Annotated in this window: 16 protein-coding genes and 1 pseudogene; 10 read left to right on the top strand and 7 right to left on the bottom strand. The window is 71.2% G+C overall.

Features of this window, described 5'->3' with window-relative positions; genetic code table 11:
* Positions 1 to 204, top strand: a pseudogene (locus tag ABZV42_RS40830) (hypothetical protein); the annotation flags it as partial.
* On the opposite strand, the gene ABZV42_RS40825 reads toward ABZV42_RS40830, so the two are convergent.
* Positions 170 to 5,476, bottom strand: coding sequence for a hypothetical protein (locus ABZV42_RS40825; RefSeq protein WP_356057251.1), 5,307 nt, complete (start codon positions 5,474 to 5,476; stop codon positions 170 to 172). The pseudogene ABZV42_RS40830 and the gene ABZV42_RS40825 sit on opposite strands and share 35 nt — an antisense overlap.
* A gap of 201 nt (positions 5,477 to 5,677) precedes the next feature.
* On the opposite strand from ABZV42_RS40825, the gene ABZV42_RS40820 reads away from it, so the two are divergent.
* The gene (locus tag ABZV42_RS40820) at positions 5,678 to 6,340 is read left to right on the top strand and encodes a hemopexin repeat-containing protein (protein WP_355990664.1); all 663 of its coding nucleotides are present in this window, start codon (positions 5,678 to 5,680) and stop codon (positions 6,338 to 6,340) included.
* A 19-nt stretch (positions 6,341 to 6,359) separates the two neighbouring features.
* Here the strand turns inward: ABZV42_RS40820 and ABZV42_RS40815 are convergent, their stop codons facing one another.
* Entirely contained in the window at positions 6,360 to 7,124 is a 765-nt protein-coding gene (locus tag ABZV42_RS40815; RefSeq protein ID WP_356057253.1) for a polysaccharide deacetylase family protein, read from the bottom strand.
* A gap of 197 nt (positions 7,125 to 7,321) precedes the next feature.
* Here ABZV42_RS40815 and ABZV42_RS40810 point away from each other — a divergent pair, with 197 nt between their 5' ends.
* Together ABZV42_RS40810 and ABZV42_RS40805 are read left to right on the top strand one after the other, a co-directional pair.
* Positions 7,322 to 7,756 (top strand): VOC family protein, encoded by a 435-nt coding sequence (locus ABZV42_RS40810; protein ID WP_355990662.1) that lies wholly within the window; start codon positions 7,322 to 7,324, stop codon positions 7,754 to 7,756.
* Positions 7,757 to 8,230: 474 nt separating this feature from the next.
* Positions 8,231 to 10,867: a cellulase family glycosylhydrolase gene (locus tag ABZV42_RS40805; RefSeq protein WP_356057249.1), complete on the top strand. Its 2,637-nt coding sequence runs from the start codon at positions 8,231 to 8,233 to the stop codon at positions 10,865 to 10,867.
* 81 nt (positions 10,868 to 10,948) lie between these two features.
* On the opposite strand, the gene sigJ is transcribed toward ABZV42_RS40805, so the two are convergent.
* Positions 10,949 to 11,887: an RNA polymerase sigma factor SigJ gene (gene sigJ / locus ABZV42_RS40800; protein WP_356057247.1), complete on the bottom strand. Its 939-nt coding sequence runs from the start codon at positions 11,885 to 11,887 to the stop codon at positions 10,949 to 10,951.
* A gap of 165 nt (positions 11,888 to 12,052) precedes the next feature.
* Here sigJ and ABZV42_RS40795 point away from each other — a divergent pair, with 165 nt between their 5' ends.
* Positions 12,053 to 12,700, top strand: a complete 648-nt coding sequence (locus tag ABZV42_RS40795) for an LUD domain-containing protein (protein ID WP_356057245.1) — start codon at positions 12,053 to 12,055, stop codon at positions 12,698 to 12,700.
* A 124-nt stretch (positions 12,701 to 12,824) separates the two neighbouring features.
* Positions 12,825 to 13,943 carry a low-specificity L-threonine aldolase gene (gene ltaE, locus ABZV42_RS40790; protein ID WP_356057243.1) on the top strand — a complete coding sequence of 373 codons (1,119 nt, stop codon included), beginning with the start codon at positions 12,825 to 12,827 and terminating at the stop codon, positions 13,941 to 13,943.
* Positions 13,944 to 13,987: 44 nt separating this feature from the next.
* On the opposite strand, the gene ABZV42_RS40785 is transcribed toward ltaE, so the two are convergent.
* Entirely contained in the window at positions 13,988 to 15,466 is a 1,479-nt protein-coding gene (locus tag ABZV42_RS40785; RefSeq protein WP_355990651.1) for a glutamate--cysteine ligase, read from the bottom strand.
* Between the two features lie 435 nt (positions 15,467 to 15,901).
* Between ABZV42_RS40785 and ABZV42_RS40780 the strand changes: the two genes are divergently transcribed.
* The 3 genes from ABZV42_RS40780 (at position 15,902) to ABZV42_RS40770 (ending at position 18,708) form a co-directional block, all read left to right on the top strand.
* Positions 15,902 to 16,921: a winged helix-turn-helix domain-containing protein gene (locus ABZV42_RS40780; RefSeq protein ID WP_356057241.1), complete on the top strand. Its 1,020-nt coding sequence runs from the start codon at positions 15,902 to 15,904 to the stop codon at positions 16,919 to 16,921.
* Positions 16,922 to 17,180: 259 nt separating this feature from the next.
* The gene (locus ABZV42_RS40775; protein WP_356057240.1) at positions 17,181 to 17,594 is read left to right on the top strand and encodes a hypothetical protein; all 414 of its coding nucleotides are present in this window, start codon (positions 17,181 to 17,183) and stop codon (positions 17,592 to 17,594) included.
* Between the two features lie 142 nt (positions 17,595 to 17,736).
* A complete protein-coding gene (locus tag ABZV42_RS40770) occupies positions 17,737 to 18,708 on the top strand; it encodes a hypothetical protein (protein WP_356057238.1) in 972 nt (323 codons plus the stop codon).
* A gap of 126 nt (positions 18,709 to 18,834) precedes the next feature.
* Here ABZV42_RS40770 and ABZV42_RS40765 read toward each other — a convergent pair whose 3' ends face one another.
* The 3 genes from ABZV42_RS40765 to ABZV42_RS40755 form a co-directional block, all read right to left on the bottom strand.
* Entirely contained in the window at positions 18,835 to 19,809 is a 975-nt protein-coding gene (locus tag ABZV42_RS40765) for an NAD(P)-dependent alcohol dehydrogenase (RefSeq protein ID WP_356057236.1), read from the bottom strand.
* A gap of 170 nt (positions 19,810 to 19,979) precedes the next feature.
* Positions 19,980 to 20,660: a DUF4232 domain-containing protein gene (locus ABZV42_RS40760; protein WP_355990641.1), complete on the bottom strand. Its 681-nt coding sequence runs from the start codon at positions 20,658 to 20,660 to the stop codon at positions 19,980 to 19,982.
* 455 nt (positions 20,661 to 21,115) lie between these two features.
* Entirely contained in the window at positions 21,116 to 21,616 is a 501-nt protein-coding gene (locus ABZV42_RS40755; protein ID WP_356057235.1) for a GNAT family N-acetyltransferase, read from the bottom strand.
* A gap of 161 nt (positions 21,617 to 21,777) precedes the next feature.
* Here ABZV42_RS40755 and ABZV42_RS40750 point away from each other — a divergent pair.
* Positions 21,778 to 22,280, top strand: a 503-nt coding sequence (locus ABZV42_RS40750; RefSeq protein WP_356057233.1) for a transposase, incomplete at its 3' end; no start/stop codon positions are given.

Raw genomic sequence — 22,280 nt, 5'->3', positions numbered from 1 at the left:
CGTGACGTGAACGCGGCACGCAACATTCTGGCCGCCGGCCTGGCGGTGTCTGCCTGTGGAGACGGTGTAAGACCTCAACGGGAGTCCTCCCGGACGGGGCAGTCGTCGGTGAAGCAGGAAACCCAGCGGGCGACCGCTGGAATCCCCCGCCTTCAGGCGGGGGAGGAAGTCAAGGCAGGTCCTCCACGAAACCGGGCGTCGTAGGCACGGGGCAGACGACCTCGGCCGTCCTGGCCTGCGTGGCGGCCTCCAGCGGTACGTCCTGCACCCTCACCGACAGGGCGAGCGGGCCGGCCGGCCCGAACGGGATGGCGGTGAGGAAGAGAAGCCGGTCGCCGGACCCACTGCGGATCACCGTCTCGAAGGCATGCGCACCGCAGCGCAGGCCGCCCACCCGCAGCCGGCCGCCATAGCCGGCGATGCCGAGGGAGTCGGTGCGGTGAACCGGTTCGGGCGCTTCCACGAGCACCCCGTGGAGGGCCCAGGTGCCGCCCTGCTCCACCCACAGCGCGCTCGTACGTCCCGAACGGACAGGCACCAGCCGGCCGATCCCGAGCCGCACGAGAGCCTGTTCGAGACCGCCGTCCGCAGTGGTGTCGCCCGGTGCCATCAGGATCTTCACGGCTTGCAGATCACCGGCGAGGCCGCCGCCCTCCGCACCGCCCTGTACGAATCCGAGGTCTTCCAGGAGGGCGTCGGGACCGCTGTAGCGGGAGGTACCGAAGATCCCGCCGCGGATCTGCGCGCCGCCCTGCTTCCCGGTGCCTCCGGAGTCGCGGAACGGGAAGGCGAGGGAGAGCTCGTACGTACTGCGCGGCTGAAGCGTGGGCCTGCCCCCGGCCGTCGCCCCGGGCTTCGGATAGGCACAGCCCCCGTACTCCTCGATCTCGTGCTGAAGCAGCTGGTCGGCCCGTGGCTGCCCCTCGGAGACGACGGCCTTCCAGAGGTGCTGCGCCGCCGTGAAGGACTGTTCCTCGAACGGGTCGGGGTGTCCCTTGGTCGGGTCCGTTCGACGCACGCGGACGACGGTGTCGTGGTCGTAGGCCGCCGCGAGATCGGGAACGTGGTCGACCTCCAACTGGACGCCGACCGGGTCGCCGTGGAACCAGTCACCGGTCTTGTCGCGGGGCATCCAGGACAGGACGTAGCGCTGGAGATAGACGGGGTCGAAGCGGTCCGTCCGCTGGTGGACGGCGGGGGCGGCGACGAAGGTGTCGTAGTGGTCCTTGGCCAGGGCGCGCGAAGCGGGCGTGGCCGGTGTGGGGCCCTGCACGTACTGCTCATTGCCGCTGGGGGCTGGACCCGACATGTCGGCCGTACGGAACCAGTAACTGTCCGTGCGGTGGACGACGTTGCCGTCCTTGCCGTCGCGCCGGCCCTGGCCGTCGACTCCGACGTCGACGCGGTAGACGGTGCCGGGCCGGAGCATCGGCCGCGGCGTGACAGCCGCCGCCTTCGCCGCCGCGGTGCTCCCGGCCTGTTGAGCCGCCGATGTGGCCGCCTCGGCGGTGTCCCACGCCTTCCGCGTGACGGCCCGGACACCCAGCACCTGCGGGGCGAGAGCGGGGTGGTAGTTCAGGGCGACCCCCGTGTACACCTCGCCGTCCCGCAGTTCGTAGCGCCGGACGAACGTGTCACCGAGGCCCGGCTCGTCGTCCGCGGACGAGTACGGGAACGGCGTCGAGGAGCCGTCGGGACCGATCAGCCGGACCTGCATCCGGTCGGCCAACCCATCGGGCCAGAAGGGGAGTTGCAGAACCAGGCACGGGTCGCGGAGTTCCTCGGAGAAGGCGAGGAAGACGTCGAACCACACCTCCCCGATCCCTGGAGCGCTTTCCTCCGGGTCGCTGTCGAGGGGCAACCCCTCCACGTGCGGGAGGGTGAAGGCGCCGGTGAACCGCCGCTCGACCGTGTCCAGGGGCTCCTCGAAGGAGACGGGTGTGCCGAGCCGCAGCGGAAAGGTGTACGGGAACAGGCCCGCGGTCGGGTCGTCCAGGGGGAGTTGGAGCCAGCAGGCGTCGACGCCGGCGTCGAACACCGAGGCGTACGCGCCGGCCGCGGACTCGGTGGGCAGCCGCCACGGGGTGCCCGGACCGTGCCGGCTGCCGAGCACCCCGAGTGCCCATCCGGGGTCGGGCTCGTACCGTGTACGGCAGCGGCGCGCGACCTTCGGGGCGGGATTGTTCGGATCGTCGACGCCACCGTCGGCCAGTTTGCGGGTCCACAGCGCCGACTCCCAGGTCAGCAGCGCCAGTTCGCGGGCGCCCCGCTGGCCGGGTGCCCCCGCCTTGATGTCCTGCCAGGCGGCGTCGAGCGGTCCGCCGACCGGTGTCTCGACACCGGTGGCCGGGTCGACGGCGGTGAGATCGAGCGAGGTGAGCGTGTACGTGTAGTTGACCCGGTCGTTGCCGACGACACCGTCCCCGATCTCCGTGGCGGGCCAGGCGAGTTCGGTGCTGAACGGGCCAGGTCGCAGGCCGTCGGCCGGGCCGTTGGTGAACTGGAGGAGGGGAATGGCGTCCGGCCACACGGTCGGCAGCGAGGCCGTCGGCGGCCGGGCCCCGGACAGGACGGCGTCGGCCGTCTTGGTGTAGCGGTGGTCGGCGAGACCGACCGATTCGAGGGGCCAGTCGACGGGGTCGGGAATCGTGCCGTTCTTCTCGCCGAGTTCGACGCTGACACAGCCCTGAAGGCTGAAGAAGAACAGGTCGACCTCGCCGCAGACCCTGAACTGGATCCAGGTGTCGCCGAGTTCGGGGGCGACCTGGAACGCCACGTCCGCGGAAGCCCCGATGGACACCGGCCCCAGGTGCAGACTGCCGGAGAGATGACCGACGCCGGCGAGCAGGACCGGGCGGGTGCCGAGGGCCAGCAGGACGGACGCGCTGACGTCGACATGGATGAGCGGGATGCCGTACCGGACGGTGAATCCGGCACCGAAGCCGAGTGAGAAGCCGGTCGGTGACAGGGTGGGGTCGCCGCCCAGTCGCGGGATGCCGTCGCCCTCGACCATCAGGTACGCCCAGGCGCCGATGGGAAAGATGTGCGGCAGCACCCGCACCTGGAGGGGGCCGGGTCCCCGGCCCAGTACGTTGTCCGAGCCGAGCCTGACGTACCAGTCGCGCCCCTTGGCGGGGAAGCGTGCGCCGAAGGGAGCGTCGGCGGTGAACAGGACCGGCACCTCGTAGTGGGCGCGCAGAGCCGCCGTGACGCCGTCGTCGTCCACGACGAGAGCGCCCACGAGACTGCCGCCCTCGGTCGGCGGTCCCAGGTCCTCGGTCATCAGCACTCGGCGTGACAGGAAGCGGCCCTGGAGGCTCGCCCGTACCGCGATGTCCGGCAGCCCGATCACCAGGACGCACTTGGCGCTGAAGGTGAAGCCGAGGTCGGGCGCGGTGCCGACGACCGCGCCGAGACCGAACACGCTGCCGTCGGCGCAGGTGTAGGCGTTGGTCAGGAACGGGTCGATACCGAGCTGGAAGAGGACCGGATCGACGCCTGGGCCGGGACGGGGCAGCGTCGCGTGGACGCCGAAGATGCCGCCGAGCCCGTAGAGGCCGAGCCCGCTGTTGCCGAGGGGGATGGGCCCCGGCAGGTCGGTCCGCAGCGAGAGGACCAGCTGGTTGACGCCCGAGCCACAGGGTTTGTACGTGAGCGCGGCGGCCGCGGCGATGTTCAGCGGGACGATCCGGGCGGCGAGGGCGAGGTCCAGCCGACCTTCCCCCAGGGAGACTTTGCCCTCGCCCTCGAACAGCCCGGGCATGTCCAGGCCCGCGTCGAGCCCGCGCAGCTCGGGACGCAGGGCGCCGTTCGCCCCGAGCGTCACGCGGACGGTCGCGCCCTCGACCTTCACCGGGCCGAGGTCGAGCGCGAAGCGGAGGTCGATCTCGAACCACTGGGAGCCGTGGCCGGAGCGGCTGCCGAGCACGTCGAAGAGGTCTTTGACGGTTCCGGGCGACTCGATCCGCCAGCCTCCGGGGTCCTCCACGTCCACATCGGCCTCGCCGTACGAGAGGTGGAAGCGTTCCAGCCCCGACTGGGCGAAGTCGACGAGCAGGCGGACGCCGCGATAGCGCAGCCGCATCGGGACGTCCGGATTCATGCCGACGCTCATGAAGCCGAGACCGATGGTCCTGACCAGGACGTCGACGCTGTAGTCGACCCGGAGAGAGAGCTTGGTCCCGGCGGGGGAGAAGCCGGAGTCCACCTCCACGGCGTGCACGGTGACGGTACCGTCGTCGAGGAAGGCACTCAGCCCCGCGGCCGCCACGAGCAGCGCGTGCAGCGTCGCGCCGAAGCCGTCGTACAGGGGCTGTTGCGGCGTCGGCCGGTCGGCGTCGGCCATGAAGGCGGCGGCGACCGCGGCCGCGGTGACGACGACCTTGCCGGCCGGGTTCGCGCCCTTCACGGCGAGCAGCCCCTGCTCGCCGTCGGCTTCCACGACGAGACCGAAGTCGAAGTCGCTCGTGCCGGACCGGCGGGTGAAGCGGCCGGTCACGCGCAGCGGGCGTCCGCCGAGCCACTCGATCGTTCCGACGCCCGGCGGCCCCGGTGTCTCGGCGGGGCTCCAGGAGACACGGATCTCGATCATGGCCGGAAGCGCTGAGGCGAGCGAGGTGGCACCGGGGTCGTCCCAGACGACGGTGGCGTCGAAGGCCGGGCGCGATCCGTCGGCGGGGATGTGGGCCTCGGTCCGTCCGTAGAGACCGACCGGTGTGCCGAGATCGAGATCGACGGGGACCGGCCCGGCGCCGACGAGGGGGGTCGTCGCGGGCAGAAAGAGCTCGGCCCCCCGGATGGCGATGCCCTGCCAGTCCGGTGCCGCGGACGGCGGCGACCCGCCGGTCCCGGCGGGGACGGGCGGGGGCGCGAGTGTCGCCGAGGAGTCGACCGTGAGCCCGCCCGGCAGATGAAGCCCGAAACCCTGACCGCCCAGCAGGAAGGCCGCCGGTGTCGTGCCGACGGTCAACAGCCCTTGTTCGGCCGCGTCGAGGGCGACGATGCCCTGCCGGGCGGTCTGGCCGGCGCTGCCCTCGATCCGCACGGCCAGCGGATCGGTGCCGTTGAGGGTGAGAGCGATACTGCCGCCGGCCGGGTCGGCGACAAGGCGGCTTCCGCCGGTGGCGGGATCCGGCTGGACCGTGGCCGGAGCACAGGCGGCCGGCAACTTCAGCAGCCCGCTCGCCGGTACGAGGTCCAGCTGGAAGCCGGTTCTCGCGGCCGGCGGGCCGGTCAGCCGCAGGGTGAAAGGGATCGCCGGGCCGAGCGGGGCTATGGAGAGCTGGGCGAAGCCACCGGCGGAGTCGTCGGCCGTCGCTTTCAGCTTCCCCGAGAACGGGCCTGTGGCAGGTCCGTTCGGTACGGCCGGATCGGGCGCCAGGTGGTCGAGGAGTCCTCGTACGGCGGCCGGAAAGACGATACGGGCCAAGGCGTCGGGGAGGAGTGGTTCCAGGAAATCGAGCATCGTCACGGTCACGACAGACCTCTTCGTAAACCCGGCACCTACTGAAATGCTGCGCCCCTGCCGCGTGATCCGCAACCGAAAGGCGGACCGGGCCACTTCCTGATGAGGGCGGGCAGCTGCGCTCGCGACTGCGTTTGCGTGTCCCGGTGGACGAGAGAACCATGGATTTCATGTGAACGGCAGCGACTTGACGCCTGCAAGAAGGTGCGTGCCATGGGAGCGAAGGTCTATTTCATCAAGGGTGCCAACTACGCGCGCTTCGCGCTGGACCCGAGTCCCGGAACCGTGGAATACGTCAAGTCGATCGGCGCGAACTGGGGCAGTATGGCCGTGCGCGGATTCGCCTCGGGAATCGACGCCGCGGTGAACGACGGTGCGGGGTACGTCTACTTCTACAAGGGCGGCTCGTACGTACGTTATGACATCGCGGCGAACAACATCAGCGACCTGGCCGGTGAGCCGCCGTATCCGTGGCCGCTCACGGACGGATGGTCCAACTTCGTCACCGGCACGGGCTTCGAGAACTACATCGACGGCGCCCTCGACGTAGGAGACGGCTCGGCCTGGTTCTTCCACGACGACCGATGCCTGCGCGGGGACGCCCCGAGCGGGATCCTCACCGGCCCTGACTCCATCTCGTCCCTTGCCCCGAGCCTCGCCGACGCGGGATTCGGCTCCGACATCGACGACGCCGTACGTCTCCCCAACGGCAAGGCGTACCTGTTCAAAGGGGATCAGTACGTCCGTGCCGATCCACTGACCCTCACGGTCGACAGCGGCTATCCGCTGACGATCGCGAGCCAGTGGTTCGGCTTCCCGGCGGGGTTCGGCGCGCAGGACTTCGACGCGGTGTGGATCAACCCGAATCACCCCTGAGCTCCGGTCTCGGGCGGGTTCAGCGCACCGGGAAGCCGAAGGTGTGGCCCTGCTCCTTGAGCCAGGGAAGCAGCCGGCGCAGGGCCGCGACGGTCTCGGAGCGGTCGCCGCCCGCGTCGTGGAAGAGGATCGTCGGTCCGTTGGGCAGTTCCCGCTCGACCGTGGCGACGACGGTGTCCGTGCCCGGCCGTTCGAAGTCCTTCGAGTCCACGTTCCAGCCCAGCGGTCGCATGCCCCGGGAGGCGGCGAGCCCCCGGCTGTAGGGAGTGAAGGCCCCGCCCGGCGCCCGGTAGTACATCGGCCGCACACCCCCGGACGCCTTGGTGATCATGCGTTCGGCGTCGAGTATCTGCTGCGACTGGTAGGCCTCGGACTTCTTGTCCATGGTGGTGTCGTGCGACACCGAGTGGTCGCAGAGCCGGTGTCCGGCCGCGACCACCTTCCTCACGAGGTCGGGGTGGGCCTGCGCCTGGGTTCCCACCATGCAGAAGGTGGCCTTCACCCCGTACTCGCGCAGCACATCGAGCACTTGAGGGGTCCACGCGGGGTCGGGGCCGTCGTCGATGGTGATGTTGACGCCGCGCGGTCCCTTGTCCGAGGCGTGCACGATGGTCACCGCCACCGGCTCGGCCTTCGCCGGCTTGGCCGCCGGGTGACGCGATGTGTCGGGCACGGCACCGGCCTGCGCGGTCCACACCGAGGCACCGGCGGCCAGCAATGTCACCCCGAGCGCCGCCCCGGCCACCTTGCCGTACCAGCCCCGCCTGCTGCCGTGCCGTGCCATGTCCGCCCCGCTCTCCCGCAGTTCACCGGCCGCTGCCCGGCCACCTGGCAGGACGAGCGCCGGCCGCCGGAGGATCCCTCTGTTACGGATCACGGACAATTCCGGTAGGGAACAGGGACAATTCGGCGAGCGGTACGGGGAATAAGGGCGCTTTTAAAAGAAGTTGAGCGGCGCGGCACCCCTGGTACGGTGACGCGATGTCATCCGCCAAGCAGTTTCAAGTCACCTTCGACTGTGCGGAACCCGAGCGCGTCGCTCGCTTCTGGTGCGAGGTGCTCGGGTACGTCGTACCGCCGCCGCCGGAGGGGTTCGCCACTTGGGACGATTTCGACCGTTCGCGGCCGCCCGAGGACCGGGGTTCGTGGTTCGCGTGCGTGGATCCCGAGGGTGCCGGACCGCGACTGTACTTCCAGCGCGTACCCGAGGGCAGGGTCGTCAAGAACCGGGTGCATCTCGACGTGCGGGCCGGAACCGGTCTCGTGGGTGACGAGCGCCTTGCCGTGCTCGAGGCCGAATGCGCACGACTGGTCGCGCTCGGCGCCGTACACGTGCGAACGCTGATCGCCGACGACGAGAACGAGTCCTGCATCGGGATGCAGGACATCGAGGGCAACGAGTTCTGTCTCGACTAGGACCTGTCCGGCCGACCAAGTCGCAGGGAACTGACGGTTCTGGACGGTGCCGGACCCCGCGTCCGCGGCAGATCGGCCGACCTGGTCCTGGACGACCGTCCCCGCCCGTGGGTGCTCGCCGGGCGGGGACGGCGAGAGCCCGAGGGCGACAGCCGCGGCGGCCGTTGACCGTGTTCGTGGGGCCCTCCTCCGTCGTTCCCCTTCCATCGTGTCCACCTTGTGATCCGGCGGTCGCACGGCGGCGCGTGACTCCTGCCGGGGCATTTGTCCCGCGGGGCCGAGGAGCCCCGGAGCCGGTGACTCCCAAGGCCGGAGCGCGAGTTCGGATGTGCGCGCACGCCCCGCCGGGGGACCACCGGTGGAGCGGCCCCGGGCCACCGTGCCGCCCGGACCCGGCCGGCCGTCGCGGATTCGAGGAAATTCCTGCTCACAGGCCTTTCGCGTGACCTTAGGGCTGCTCTATCTTCTGCATCCATGCTCCTTGCCGATGATCAGCGCGGCGGCCGTCGGCTCGGCCGCGTCGCGTCCCTCACCACCGCGGTCGTACTCGCGGTTCTCTGTGCCGTCCTCGGCTATGCCGACGGGACCGGGCTGTTCGCTCCGGAGAACTGGCTGGACGCGGGATTCGTCCCCCGCAACGCCACGAGTCCTGCCTGGGCCACGGTGGTGTTCCTGCCCCTGCTGATCGGCGGGAGCGCGGTGGCCGTGCACCGGCTCGTGCGCGCCGCGGGCCCCACGGCGAGCGCGCGTTGGGTCTTCGGCGCCGTCTGGTCGAGCCTGGTCCTGATGGCGTTCCTGGCCAAGCTGGCCTACAGCGCGCTGCTCCTGGTGGTCGCGGGACCGGGCGGGCTGCACCTGTTCCCGACGGCCGGGGCGCTGCTCGCCGAGTGCGGTATGACCGGCGCGAAGTACGCCGTGTTCGGGCCGCTGGTCGCGGGCCTGGCGGCGTCGGCGTACCGGATCGGCGTGTGGCGACTCCACGGCAGGAGCGGCGGGGCGGGCACGAGCGGCGAGGGCCCCGAGAGCGGCGAGACAGGGACGAGCGGCGGAGGCGACGAGGGCGGCGCGCGTGCCGCCGGGGACTCGGGCCCCGGTGTCGCCGGGGTTGCCGGGATCGCCGGGTTCGCGTGGCTGCCGGCCGGTGCCGCCGTGGCGCTCCAGGCGGGCACCGGCGGGTTCGCCTGGGCGGGGGGCCCGATACCCGGCGGCCTCGGGACGGCGACGCTGGTCACCGGGGTCGCGGCGGTGTTCGCCGGAGTCGGTCTCTGGCGCCGGGTGGTGTCACCCCGCCTGAACCGCGCCGGTACCGGCGTACTGCTGTGGTCGCTCGCGACGACGCTCACCGCGGCGGGCGTCCTCGGATTCGCGCCGCTGTGGGTTCTCGACGGGTGCCTGAACGGTTTCGGCGCAGCGCTGTTCCCCGTCGCGTCCGTGCTCGCGCGGGTCGCGGAGGGCGTGACCGCCGGCGTGTGCGCGGGCGTCGTGTGCGTGCCCTGGGTCGCGGAACTGGCGTGGAGGCGCCGAACGGAGCCCTCGGCCGAACGCGGCGGCCTCGCCTTCGCCGTCCGGTGGGCGCCGCCGGTCGCGATCGCCGCCGTGCTGTCCCTCGCAGCGGGCACCCTGGCACCGGGAACGGGAACAGCGGTGGCCTCCATCGGCGGCCCGACGCAGGCCGCAGGCGGCGACCGGACCGAGCTGCTGCCGCTGACCGTGCTGCGCCGCGAAGGACACGACCCGGTGATCGGCGACAGCACGGGGCGCCAGGTGCTGCTCCGTGGGGTGAACGTCAACCAGCTCATCGACTACGGCCGGCCCGACCCGGCCAAGCCCACGGTATGGCCGCTGGAGGACTCCGACTACGCCCTGATGGCCCGGTACGGATTCGACGTCCAGCGGCTGGCCCTGTCCTGGTCGGCCCTGGAGCCGAAGCGAGGCGTCTTCGACGACGCGTACCTCACGCGGGTGCGCACCGCCGTCGACCAGGCCGCCGCACACGGGATCCACACCGTCCTCGACATGCACCAGGACACCTTCTCGAAGTACGTCGGCGCCGCCCCGGGAACGCGCTGCCGCGCCAACGCCTCGCCGGAGTTCGGCAACGACGGCGCCCCGAAGTGGGCGACCCGCACCGACGGCGCCCGGGCCTGCGGCTTCCTCGGCCGCGACCTCGCACCCAACGTGCAGCAGGCGTTCACCAACCTCTACAACGACACCGACGGCATCGGCACCGAGTTCGCCCGCGCCTGGGGCCGTCTCGCCGAGAGCTTCGCGGACGATCCCGCGGTCGCCGGCTACGACCTCCTCAACGAACCCGGCCCCGGCAACGCCCCCGGCGTGACCTCCTCGATCCTGCTCGGACGCCTCTACCAGCAGGCGATCACCTCGATCCGGTCCGCGGAGTCGAAGGTGTCCGGCGGCTTCCACCACCTGGTGTTCTTCGAGCCCTCGATCCTCTGGTCCGGCCTCGGCTTCGACACCACCCCGCCGGCCGGGTTCGCCGAGGACCCGCTGCTCGTCTTCTCGCCCCACCTGTACAGCGAGTCGATCACCATGGACCAGGGCCTGGGCGTCACCCTGACCTCGATCGAGCAGGGCTACGCGACCGCCGAGCGCACCGCCCGGGCCTACGGGACGCCGCTGTGGTCGGGCGAGTGGGGCTGGTTCGGTGAACCCGACGGTTTCCGCGCCCGGTTCGGCCGTTTCCTGGAACGGCAGAACACGGACGTGCTGGGCTCGGCGATCTGGGTGTGGAAGAAGGCCTGCGGTGATCCGCAGAACGACCCCGCGGCCACCACCTCGGGCGGTGGCGTCGTGCTGTACACCTGCCCCGAAGGCAAGCCGCTGCCGAGCCCGGCCTTCGAGATCACGGCGCTGTCCCAGGCGTACCCGCGCAGCGCTCCCGGCCGCCTGACCTCCCTGCGGTCCTCCCTCACGAAGCGGAATCTGCGGCTGGCGGGTTCCGGGACGGGCACCCTGGACGTGTGGGTTCCCGGCGCGGACCGCCCCGAGGTCAGGAACAGCGGCCTCACCGGCATCCGGCTGGCGGCACAGCCCGGCGGCTGGCGGCTCACCGCGCAGACCTCCGGTCGCTACACCCTTCGCGTGGCGTAGCGGCAGCCGTCGGCCGGCCCGCCTCGGGGATGGGCCGGCCGACGGCACCGGGCAACGCGTCCTTCTCGGACGGGACGCCCGTCAGCCGGTGGCCCAGCGACGGAGTTTCTCGGGGTTGCGCACCACCCAGATGTGTCTGATCCGGTCGTCCGCGACCTCGAACCCGAACACCGTCACGGTGACCCCGTCCTGCTGAGCCACAAGGCCGGGCCGGCCGTTGACCGTACGTTCCAGCAGCGTCATGTCGGCGGGCCTGCGGCGGGCGAGTTCTGCCCAGGCGTGCGCGATCCGCTCGCCGCCCTCGATAGGGTGCAGGAACGTCCGGGCGAGGCCGCCGCCGTCGGCGATCGCCGTGGCGTCGGGGTCGAGCAGTCCGATGAGTGCCTCGATGTCCTTCGCTTCCCACGCCTCCTTGAAGGCGCTGACGACACCCGCGCACGAGCCCGCCGCGGTCGTGGAGGGCCGAGCGGCCCGAACACGCCGGCGGCCCGAGGAGGCCAGCTGACGGCAGGCCGCCGGCGTACGGCCGACGATCTCGGCCACCTCGGCGAAGGAGTGGCAGAAGACGTCGTGCAGGATGAACGCGACGCGTTCCGCCGGGGTCATCGATTCGAGCACGACCAGGAACGCCAGGCTGACCGACTCGTCCAGCGTGACCCGGTCCGCCGGGTCGACGCTCCCACCACCCGGCCGCCCGCTGATCCACTCCGAGCGCCCGGGCAGCGGCTCGGGGAGCCACTCACCCACGTAGGTCTCCCTCCTGACCCGTGCCGAGCCCAGCACGTTGAGGCAGACGCGGCCGGCGACCGTCGTCAGCCAGGCGCCGGGGGACTCGATGGCGTCCTGCTCCTGCCGGGACATGACGTACCAGCGGGTGTACGTCTCCTGGACGGCGTCCTCCGCCTCCGTCAGGGAGCCGAGCAGCCGGTAGGCGAGATTGATCAGATGACGCCGCTCGCTCATCACCGCGTCCAGGCCCGGATCGGGGCGGCCGTTCTCCGGCTCGGATCGGGTGGTCATTGGTGCCGACAACTCCCTCGGTCGTATCCGCTCTCACCTGTACGACAGGACAGCGCACCGGAATGTGAGGCCGGGGCGGCGCCTCACACTTCGCGGGGCTGCGTTGTCGAACCGGTGAGACCGACACGGACACATCATCCAGCGGACAGGAAGGCCGGAGACATCATGACTGCCTCGACGCCCACCACACGGGCGACACCGGACACACCGTTCACCACCCCGGCGACCGACGAGCGACTGGAGCGGGTGGCCGCCGCGCTGAAGGAGAAGAACTTCGACGTCGAGATCCTCGACGACGCCGCCGCGGCGCGGGCCCGCGTCAAGGAGCTGATTCCCGAGGGCAGCGCGGTGTTCACCGTGGCCAGCGAGACCCTCCGCCTGTCCGGCATCGACGAGGACATCAACGACAGCGGGCGGTACGAATCCGTCAGGGCCCGCGGCCAGACCATGGACCGCGCCACCCAGATGGCCGAGATCTGGCGGATGCTCGCCTGCCCCGACGTCGTGGTGGGCAGCGTGTCCGCGGTCACCGAGACCGGCTCCCTCGTGGCCGCCTCGGCCAGCGGAAGCCAGCTGCCCGCCTTCGCGGGCGCCGCGCCCCGCGCGATCTGGGTCGTCGGAGCGCAGAAGGTGGTCCCCGACCTGGACACCGCGCTGCGCCGGGTCGACGAGTACTGCGTCCCGCTGGAGGACGAGCGCGCCATGAAGGTCTACGGGGTGCCCAGCGCGCTCAACCGCCTCCTCGTCCTCAACGCGGAACCCCAACCGGGACGCGGCACCGTCCTGTTGCTCCGCGAAGCCATCGGATTCTGACCCCGCAGGATTGCCCCGCTCGGCGCGCAGGACGCGGCGCGACCGGTGGGAAGCCATCACGTATGCCGACTCCGGGCAGGCCCTGGCCACCCTTGTCCGCCCGCTGACGTGGCAGAGTATGCGTGTGCCCACCACTGATGCCGCCCGCGCCGCCGATGTCTCCGCTGCCGACAACGCGGCCGACGCCGCCCACGGCGAGCCCGGTCGACTCATCGATCTGCGCAGCGACACCGTCACCCGGCCGGGCGAGGCGATGCGCCGGGCCATGGCCGAGGCCGAGGTGGGGGACGACGTCTTCGGCGACGATCCCACCGTCAACGCGCTCCAGGAGCGGATCGCCGGGCTGCTCGGATTCGAGGCCGCGCTGTTCGTCTCCTCGGGGACCCAGAGCAACCTCTGCGCCCTGCTGACCCATTGCGGTCGCGGGGACGAGTACATCGCCGGCCAGATGGCCCACATGTACCGGTGGGAGGGCGGCGGCGCCGCGGTGCTCGGAGGCATTCAGCCGCAGCCGCTGCCACACCGGGCGGACGGGACGCTGGACCCCCAGGACATCGCGGCGGCGGTGAAACCGGACGACGCGCACTTCGCGCGCACCCGGTTGCTCTGCCTGGAGAACACCATCGGCGGCCGGGCCGTATCGACGGACTACCTGAAGACCGCCACGCACGTGGCCCGCGACCACGGACTCGCCACGCATCTGGACGGGGCGCGACTGTTCAACGCGGCGGTGGCCGGCGGTGGCGATCCGTACGAGCAGGCACGGCTGATCGCCGGCCACTTCGACAGCGTCTCGGTCTGCTTCAGCAAGGGCCTGGGCGCGCCGGTCGGCTCGGCACTCCTGGGAACGCGGGCGTTCGTGGCCGAGGCACGGCGCTGGCGCAAGGTCCTGGGAGGCGGAATGCGCCAGGCCGGAGTGCTGGCGGCCGCGGCCCTCCACGCGCTCGACAACCAGGTGACGCGGCTCGCCGACGACCATGCCCACGCCGAACTGTTCGCCGAGGGCCTGAAGGACGTGGCGGGCCTGACCATGGAGCCCAGCGGGACCAACATGGTCTTCGCGAAGTCCGCCCCCGGCGTCGACACCGACGACCTGCGCGACCGACTGGCCCGTCGTGGCCTGCTGTGCGCCGGATACCCGGGCCAACTGCGTTTCGTGTTCCACCTGGACGTGACGCGCGCCGACACCGAGGCCGCCGTGCGGATCGTGCGCGAGACCCTGACCGAGCCGGCAACAGGCTGACCTTGTAGGGGAGTTGGCCCGTACCTTCGTGTCGCGCGGCCGCGTCAGTCCACCGGCCACGTGTGGACCGGCGCGTTCAGGTGCATGTAGTCGATGTACTGCCGGGTCATGCGCCGCAGGGCCTCGTGACGGCCGCAGTGGTCCGACGCCTCCACACGGTGCAGCATCTCCTTCTGCCAGACCGCGCCGTTGCGCGCGGTCACGCAGCGCTGCTCGATGATGCCGAGCAGCGGCTCCCGCCAGGCCGCGTCCATGCCCGAGCGCTCCAGGCCCTCGTGCGCCAGCGGCAGCAGCCGTCGCAGGACGAGTTCGGGCACCGGCACCTCACCCGTTCCGGGCCAGTACAGCCGCGCGTCGATGCCGTGCCGCGCGGCGGTGTGGAAGTTTTCCTCGGCGGCCGCGAAGGACATCCGCGACCACACCGGCCGGTCCTCCTCCACCAGGGCGCGGGTGAGACCGTAGTAGAAGGCACCGTTGGCGAGGGTGTCGGCGACCGTCGGGCCCGCGGGCAGGACGCGGTTCTCCACCCTCAGATGCGGCCTGCCCTGGGCAACGGCGTAAACAGGACGGTTCCATCGGTAGATCGTGCCGTTGTGCAGGGTCAGTTCGGGCAGCTCCGGTGTGTCCCCGCGGTCCAGCGTCTGTGTGGGGTCCTGGTCCTCGCACAGGGGCAGGAGCGCAGGGAAGAAGCGGAGGTTCTCCTCGAAGAGATCGAAGACGCTCGTGATCCAGCGCTCCCCGAACCAGACCCGGGGCCGTACCCCCTGCGCCTTGATCTCCTGCGGGCGGGTGTCCGTGGCCTGCTCGAAGAGCGGGATGCGGGTCTCGTGCGCCAGCTCCTTGCCGAACAGGAAGGGCGAGTTGGCCGCCAGAGCGACCTGCACTCCGGCGATCGCCTGCGCCGCGTTCCAGTAGTCGGCGAACTCCTCGGGTGACACCTGAAGATGGAACTGCGTGCTCGTGCACGCGGCTTCGGGCGTGATGGTGTCCGCGTACGTCCGCAGCCGGTCGACCCCGTCCACCTCGATGAGCAGATCCTCGCCGCGCGCCGCGAACACCTGCTCGTTGATCAGCTGATAGCGGGCGTTCTCCGACAGGGCCTCCGGTCCCACGTCCGTCTCGCGCAGCGTGGGCAGGATGCCGATCATGATCAGATGGACACCGATCGTCCTGGCACGCTCGTCCGCGTGGTTCAGGGCGGCGCGGATCTCGTCCTCCCAGGCGTCTGGACCACCCGCGATCAGCCGCCGGGGCGGAACGTTGATCTCCAGGTTGAAGCGGCCCAGCTCGGTGTCCCAGGCGGGATCCGCGATGGCGTCGAGCACGTCCGCGTTCCGCATCGTCGGCTCGCCCTCGGTATCGGTCAGGTTCAGCTCGATCTCCAGGCCGACCCGAGGCCGCTCCACGTCGAACCGTGACTCCCGCAGCATCTGCGCGAAGGCGTCGAGACACTCCTGCATCTTGATCCGGTACCGTCGACGGTCCTCGCGGGTGAAGACCAGCGCCGGAACGTCGCGTCCCATAGGCCCTCCCGGTGGCCCCACGGATACCTCTTCCATCCAGCGTCGCACCATGGGGCGAGTCTGACCATGCGGGACGCTGTTCCCGACGGGTTCCGTACTCGCCCTCGCCCTCGCGCCTGCCCGTCCCGTCGTACGGCGACCCGGCCGACCATCTCGTGGCGCGGCAGCCCGACCGTCGCGGGCGACTTCCGGCCCGGTGGCTGATCCACTCCGGAGTGTGACGAGTTCCGCCTGCCTGACGGATGACGTGTCCGCCGCCTGAGGGCAAGGACCTGGTGAGCGGGCGGCCCGAGGCGTTCGGCCTCGGCTTGGCCGGGACCGTTCGGCCGGCCGTGACGCCTGGACACCGGCCGAATCAGTCCGTTGCCGCTGTGACGCCAGATGCCCCAGGCTGCTTTCCGAGCCGGACGACGGTCGATTCGGGGGGCGAATCCCGTGCTGCGCATCCATTTCACGCCCGCGGACTTCACCCGTATCCGGGTGGCGGGCACACCCGACCCGCTCTGGGAGATCACCAGCAGCCTGCACAGGCTCCAGACCACGCGCGGGCGCTGGGCGTACGCCGACTGGTACCGCACCACCCGGGACACCCTCGCGGGCACCGGACTCGGCACGGCGGTACGCCAGTTGCTCGTCCCGGTGCTGCCCCGGGCGGTGTACCTCCCCGACTTCCTCACCCCGTACGAGGCCGCCGACGGGCTCGACCGGGGGCTCGCGGCGATCGTCGACACCCCGCCCGCCCGTGTCGCCCGCGAGGTGCGCATGCTCGACCGGCTCAGCGGAGCCCCGTCCTGGGCTCCCCGGCTGGTGGAGCGCCGTACCCGCGAGGAGCTCGTCAAGGCCCTGCGCGCGTACTACGAAGCGGTCATCGCGCCCCACCACGACCGTATCTACGCCGGAATCGCCGGAGAGCGCGCGCTACGGGCCCGGCTCACCCTCGACACCGGCATCGACGGACTGCTCGACGGGCTGTCACCGGTCATGCGCTGGCAGCCCCCGGTCCTCCACGTCGAATACGTGGAGGACCGGGACCTGTATCTCGACGGCCGCGGGCTGCGTCTCGTCCCGTCGTACTTCTGCTGGCAGTCCCCGGTGTCGCTGGCCGACGACACCTTGCGTCCGGTGCTGGTCTACCCCCTGCACGGCTCCCGGCCGCCCGCCGCCGCCCCGGTCGAGGACGCCCCCCTCGCCGCGCTGCTCGGCGGTACCCGTGCCGCGGCGCTGCGGTCCGTGGCCCTCGGCGCCACCACCTCGGAGCTGGCGCGCTTCGTCGGGGTCTCGCCCTCCACGGCCACCCATCACACCTCGGTGCTTCGCGACGCGGGCCTGATCACCAGCCGGCGGTGGCACAACACCGTGCTGCACACCCTCACACCGCTGGGGGCCGCCATGCTCCGCCGGACACCGGCGGCCCCGGGTCACGCACCGGCCACGCACGTCGACTTCCGGTCATGACCCACCGCCCGCGTCAGGCCCGGCGCGTCCCGGCCTGCCCCGCGGGCCCCATGGGCCGCACGGACACCGCAGGAGTAAGGGACTCCGCCGCCCGGCCGGGGACTTTCGAGCCCGTTCGAAGGTCGTGGTCCGCCAGGGGCCCGCTCTGCGAGCGTCTGCGGCGTGCACCCCGGACGCGGCAGCCACTGCCCGCCCGGACCCACCGCCGTGTCCACGGGCGTGGGCACGGCCGAAGACCGCACGACCGAAAAGGGGAAGCATGACCAGAGCAATCGTCGCCGGCGCGTTCGCGCTCGTGTCCGCCGCGACCTGTCTGACGCTCGCTCCAGCGGCCTCCGCCGCCCCGCAGGCCTGCGTGACCTCGACGCTCACCACCGGGGGCAACGAGGGCGTGGGGACCATCCGTTACAAGTCCGCCACTAGCAGCTGCGGTGACCTCAACCTCACCTACTCGGACGACTCGACCTCCCCGTACGGGGACTACTACGCCGGCCGGCTGCGCAACTCCAGCGGCGTCTGGCACACCTGCACCAAGGGCTATGTCTGGGCCTCCGACGGCAGCCACAGCGTCAACGACTCCACCTACTGGCTGTGCACCGACGTCAACGACAACACCCCGTTCACGGTGGCGAGCCAGCTCGACGGCGGCGACTCCGTCAAGATCACGCACTGACCGGGGCTGAATGCCACCGACCCGGTTTCCATGTCGCCCGGGGGTGTCGTCGGCGCAGGCCGACGGCACCCCCGCCCGGGAAACACGGGCGAGCGGAAAGAGCAGAGATGGCGGAAAGACAAGAGACGGGGGAGTGATCCGGATGGTCCGTCCGGCCGACCGGCGCCGGTGCCGGGCCAATGGGCAGGCCGCGGTCGTCGCGGTCGCCGTTCTGCTCGCCGCGGCCTGCTCGGCCGACCCCGCCCCATCGGCGGCCCCGTCCGCTTCCGCGCGCGTGTCCGCCGCCCGCCTCAGCTCCGCCCTGCCCGACGACCCGGTCCGCATGGTCCTGCCCGCGACAGGCGCCGAGACCCGGTGGACCCAGGGCCTGGACGTCTTCGTACGACAGGAGGCGCGCACCACCGCGACGAAGTGCGCCCGCGACCACGGGACCGCCCTGCCCGAGCAGGCTCCGCTCACGTTCATCCGGTACTACGAACTCCCCGACCTGGCATTCATCGCCCTGCACGGGCTGAGCGAGAGTGCCGCGGTCCCCGCCGTCGCAGCCGGGCCGGCGACGAGTGGCACGGCGAATACCGGCACCGCGGTACCCGGTGGGAACGGCGCAACGTCGGGCGCGGACACCACGGCGGGTTCGGCTGGCACAGCGGGTACGGCCGGCACAGCCGTCGTACGCCGGTGCCTTGCCGACGGGACGGCCGCCGCTTCCAAGTTGCGTGACAGCTACGCCGCACTCCAGGGGAGGTGGTTCGACACGCTGGTCTCCCTGCGCCGCGATCCCGCCGTACTGCGGGCCCTGCGCACCCTGCCGGGCTGCCTGGCCGGACACGGGATCCAGGTCCGTGACGAGAACGGCTTCTTCGCCCTCGCCGACACCCAGGAACAGACCGTCGCCCCCGACCGGCTGCCCGTCGTCGAACGTGCCCTCGGCAGCACGTACGCGGAGTGCATGCGTCCCGTCGAGGCCGTACGAGAGCCGGCACGCCTGCGGCTGCGCGCCCGCTTCCTCGCGGACCACGCCACCGAGGTCCGCTCCCTGCGCGCCACGCTCGTCCCGTCGCTCCACCGGGCCGCGGAGAAGAACGGTCTGCGCCTCGCCTTTCCGGCGCCATAGCCACGAGCGACGCCGTAGCCGCGAACGACGCCGTAGCCGCGAACGGCAGGGTCAGGGCATCGGCTCCGGAAGCGTAAGGGTGTTTGCTGCGCCCGTGCGCCCGTGCGCCCGTGCGCCGGCACCCCGTCAGACGGTGATGACGACCTTCGCGCGCGCGTGCTCCCCTTCGAGGTACCGAATGGCCTCGGGCGCTTCGCTCAAGGGGTAGGTGCGGTCGATGACCGGGGTGAGTTTCCCGGAGTCGGCGAGTTCCCGCAGCGAGGCCAGGTTCTCCTGGCTCGGCGTCGCCGTCAGGACGAACAGCCGGTCGCGGGCGAAGAGTGACATGACCTGCCCCTTGAGGATGAGCCCCATCGGCCCGAAGACACTCCCGCCTTCGAAGACGCCCCCACCGGACAGCACGAGCCGCCCGGTGGGTTTCAGAGTGCGGCGGAGCTCGGTCAGTGAGCGGTTGCCCACCAGGTCGAACACGACGTCGTACCGCCGCGCGCTCCGAGTGAAGTCCTCCCGGGTGTAGTCGACCAGGTGATCCGCGCCCAGTGACCCGACCAGTTCCAGGTTTCTCGTACTGCACACGCCGGTCACTTCCGCGCCGAACGCCTTGACGATCTGTACGGCGAAGGTGCCCACCCCGCCGGAGGCGCCGTTCACCAACACCTGCTGTCCCGGCCGCACTTGTCCCAGGTCACGCAGACCCATCAGCGCGGTGTTCCCCGCCAGCGGCAACGCGGCTGCCTGCTCGAACGACAGCGCTTCCGGTTTCGGCTCCACCACGTCGTCCCGGGCACACACGTACTCGGCGAACGCGCCGTCGACTTCCCCGAACACCTCGTCGCCGGGACGGAACCGCTTCACGTCCTGGCCCACCGCCGTCACCGTGCCCGCGAAGTCCGTGCCCCGGATCTTCGTCCTCGGCACTCTCAAGCCGAGCGCCAAGCGTGCGAGGTATGGGTCGCCCCGCATGAGATGCCAGTCGCGGGCGTTGACCGAGGCCGCGCGAACGCGAACCAGCACCTCACGGCCGGCGACGGTCGGCGTGTCGACCTCTCTGAGCTCCAAGACGCCGGGTGAGCCGTACCGGTCCTGGGCGATCGCCTTCATCGGGCCTCCGTGGCGCACGAGTTGGGTGCGGAAGGAAACGGATGCCGGAAGTTCGGCACTACTCACGATGGTAGGCAGGCGACCGCGGCGCGGGTATCGGGGCACACCCCTAGGTGACGCACGGAACCGAGCGGCCACGGGTCCGGGGCCGCGGTTCCTGGGCGTGCCGGTCAGCCGCCCTGACCGGCGCTTCCGACCGGGCCGACCTTCACCGGGGCGCCGGAGCCGTCCGTGACCGGCAGCGAAGCGGCGCCAGGCCAGGCGAGAGTGACCGTCTTGGTCTCGTTCGGCGGGGTCACCAGCAGACCCGTGATGCGGACGCCGGAGCCGCCCGACTTGTTGAGCGGGTAGGTGACGCCGAAGGCCGTCGACTGCCCGCTCTTGAGGATCGCCTGGTCGGCCCGCTGACCCGTGCGCTTCGCGGACACCGTTCCCGAAGCCGTCTTCAGGTCGACGCCCGCGTACCCGGAGATCGCGCAGTCCCGGCTGCCGCGGTTCTTCAGCTGGACCGCGACGGTGCCGTCGGGGTCACCGCTGATGGTGTTGTCCTTCGCCGTGATCTCCAGCCCGTCGGTGTGGCACCTTTCGACCTTGCCGCTGCCGCTGGAGCCGGTCCCGGCGCTCGTCCCCTTTCCGGCGCCGCCCGTCCCGCCGCTCTGATCCGAACCGCCCGAGGTCGAACCGCCGGCCTGGTCGGAACCGTTCGAACTCGAACCGCCGCCCGGGGACTTCGCACCGGACGCGGCGGACGGTGCGCTCTGCCCCGAACCGTCATCCCCGTTCTGGCAGGCCGTGAGCGAGAGGCCCGCGGCAACAGCCAGGGCGGCGAAGGTGAGCTTGTGAACGCGCATCGTTTTGTTCCTCAATATCGGTTGGCGGTGCCGGCGGCTCGCTGCGAGCGAGCGTTTCTGACCAGCAAGAGCCGTCCGCCCGGACAGCACGTTCCGTCCAACCAGCGGGTAATACAGGCCTGTTACACGCACGACCACTGTCGATGCGAGCCTTGCCCGGTCGCGCCCCGCCACGCCCACCCGAGCCGGCCCCGTCCCTGCCGTTGTCCGACTGGGGACAGGGCCCTGGATACGGCTTCACACGGCGCCGCGGGCGGCCAAGGGCGGTGGTTCCCGCCCCGGTCCGGCAGTTGCTCACGGCCGCAGCCCGCTGGGACAGACCTGTGACCTGGCGGAACTTGACCCAGCAAGTGGGAGACCCCGTCCGACCCGGTCATGGAGGTTCAAGCACCTTACGTACAGCCCGACTTCGGGCCGGACTTCACGAGAAACGCCCGCCAGATCCCTCCGTCCACTCACACCGCGCGCTGCATGCAGACCAGTTGATCTCGTTCGTCCCACGATTCGGTGACGGTGAAGCCGAGCCGTTCGTACAGGGCGATCGCTCCGGTCCGCCAGCTCCACACCGACAGCCGCACACCGCTCACGCCGCTCTTCGCGGCATGTTCGAGCGCGGCACCGAGCAGGCCGGACGCGACGCCCCGGCCCCGGAACGCCGGGTCCGTCCAGAGCCTCTTGATCTCCGACGGCCCATCGGCGGGCGCGGTCACCACCAGGCATCCCACGGCGGTGTCCCCGCTGAGGGCCAGGAGCACGACATCGTCGACGAACGCGGTCCGCGGGTCCGAGATCTCCGCCCGGTAGCGGTCGGGCAGTCCGTCCACGTCGGCAACGGCCTTGCCCTTCTCGGCCTGCGTCCGCAGATGGTAGGCCGCCAGCAGCCCGGCAAACCCGTCGTCGCAGGCGGGGGACCGGTCCGGCCGGTGGACGACGGTGACCTCGGGGCGCTCTGTCATCGGGTTTCTCCTTCGTGGATACCCCGGCCTTCAGGACGGGGAGGAAACGAAGCTCCTGCGGAGCAGGGCTGGGAAAGCCGGTTCGCCGGGAGGGCGGACCGGCGTGCACCGCCCACCGGCCGACAGCCGTCGCATACATGGAATTTGATACCGTGAGAGATATGACGCAGCGGGTCAAGCGGGCTTTCAAGTACCGCTTCTATCCGGCGGACGAGCAGGCAGCCGAGCTGTCGCGCACGTTCGGCTGCGTCCGTCTCGTGTACAACAAGGCGTTGGAGGAGCGCACCCGGGCCTGGTACGGCGAGCAGCGCCGTGTGTCCTACGCGCAGTCGTCCGCCGCGCTGACGCAGTGGAAGAAGACCGAGGATCTCGTCTTTCTGGCGGAGGTTTCCTCGGTGCCGTTGCAGCAGGCGCTGCGGCATCTTCAAACAGCCTTCGGGAACTTCTTCGCCCGGCGGGCCAAGTACCCGCGGTACAAGTCGCGGAAGAAGTCGAGGGCGTCGGCGGAGTACACCCGATCCGCCTTCAAGTGGCATGGCGGGCAGTTGACCTTGGCGAAGATGACCGCTCCGCTGGACATCCGCTGGTCGCGGCCCCTGCCCGCCGGGGCGGAGCCGACCACGGTGACCGTGTCCCGTGACGGTGCGGGGCGCTGGTTCGTGTC

The sequence above is a fragment of the Streptomyces sp. NPDC005281 genome, from assembly GCF_040607495.1.
Classification (GTDB): Bacteria; Actinomycetota; Actinomycetes; order Streptomycetales; family Streptomycetaceae; genus Streptomyces.
The sequence above is the reverse complement of the archived record's forward strand: the minus strand, read 5'-3'. Positions and strand labels throughout refer to the sequence as shown.

What these genes read in the sequence shown, in the direction of transcription:
- ABZV42_RS40820 (WP_355990664.1), top strand. Translation starts at nt 5,678, where the DNA reads ATGGGAGCGAAGGTCTATTTCATCAAGGGTGCCAACTACGCGCGCTTC.
- ABZV42_RS40815 (WP_356057253.1), bottom strand. Translation starts at nt 7,124, where the DNA reads ATGGCACGGCACGGCAGCAGGCGGGGCTGGTACGGCAAGGTGGCCGGG.
- ABZV42_RS40810 (WP_355990662.1), top strand. Translation starts at nt 7,322, where the DNA reads ATGTCATCCGCCAAGCAGTTTCAAGTCACCTTCGACTGTGCGGAACCC.
- ABZV42_RS40805 (WP_356057249.1), top strand. Translation starts at nt 8,231, where the DNA reads ATGCTCCTTGCCGATGATCAGCGCGGCGGCCGTCGGCTCGGCCGCGTC.
- sigJ (WP_356057247.1), bottom strand. Translation starts at nt 11,887, where the DNA reads ATGACCACCCGATCCGAGCCGGAGAACGGCCGCCCCGATCCGGGCCTG.
- ABZV42_RS40795 (WP_356057245.1), top strand. Translation starts at nt 12,053, where the DNA reads ATGACTGCCTCGACGCCCACCACACGGGCGACACCGGACACACCGTTC.
- ABZV42_RS40785 (WP_355990651.1), bottom strand. Translation starts at nt 15,466, where the DNA reads ATGGGACGCGACGTTCCGGCGCTGGTCTTCACCCGCGAGGACCGTCGA.
- ABZV42_RS40775 (WP_356057240.1), top strand. Translation starts at nt 17,181, where the DNA reads ATGACCAGAGCAATCGTCGCCGGCGCGTTCGCGCTCGTGTCCGCCGCG.
- ABZV42_RS40770 (WP_356057238.1), top strand. Translation starts at nt 17,737, where the DNA reads ATGGTCCGTCCGGCCGACCGGCGCCGGTGCCGGGCCAATGGGCAGGCC.
- ABZV42_RS40765 (WP_356057236.1), bottom strand. Translation starts at nt 19,809, where the DNA reads ATGAAGGCGATCGCCCAGGACCGGTACGGCTCACCCGGCGTCTTGGAG.
- ABZV42_RS40760 (WP_355990641.1), bottom strand. Translation starts at nt 20,660, where the DNA reads ATGCGCGTTCACAAGCTCACCTTCGCCGCCCTGGCTGTTGCCGCGGGC.
- ABZV42_RS40755 (WP_356057235.1), bottom strand. Translation starts at nt 21,616, where the DNA reads ATGACAGAGCGCCCCGAGGTCACCGTCGTCCACCGGCCGGACCGGTCC.